Here is a 289-nt window from a genome sequence, read left to right as displayed (position 1 = left end):
TTACTGTTGAAAAGAGTCAAACAACTACAGCTTCTGTTACTGCTACAAATAGCTTAACGAAGGGCGCTGTTGAATTAACTAAAATCGATGACATTGACAACTCTACTCTTGAAGGTGCGGTATTTAAAATTGTTGATCACAACGGCAATGATGTTCGTTCTGATCTAACTACTGATAAAGATGGTAAAATTTCTGTTTCTGATTTACGTCCGGGAGACTATCAGTTCGTTGAAACGAAGGCTCCTATTCATTACGACTTAAATCAAAATCCTATCAAGTTTACTGTTGA

General features: G+C 36.3%; 1 protein-coding gene. It reads left to right on the top strand.

Going from position 1 to position 289, the window contains the following annotated elements:
- Positions 1–289, top strand: a 289-nt coding sequence (locus FOT98_RS30490; RefSeq protein WP_260851155.1) for a prealbumin-like fold domain-containing protein, incomplete at both ends; no start/stop codon positions are given.

It is taken from the genome of Bacillus sp. HY001 (assembly GCF_007558965.1).
In the GTDB taxonomy this organism is placed as follows: domain Bacteria; phylum Bacillota; class Bacilli; order Bacillales; family Bacillaceae_G; genus Bacillus_A; species Bacillus_A mobilis.
The sequence above is the reverse complement of the archived record's forward strand: the minus strand, read 5'-3'. Positions and strand labels throughout refer to the sequence as shown.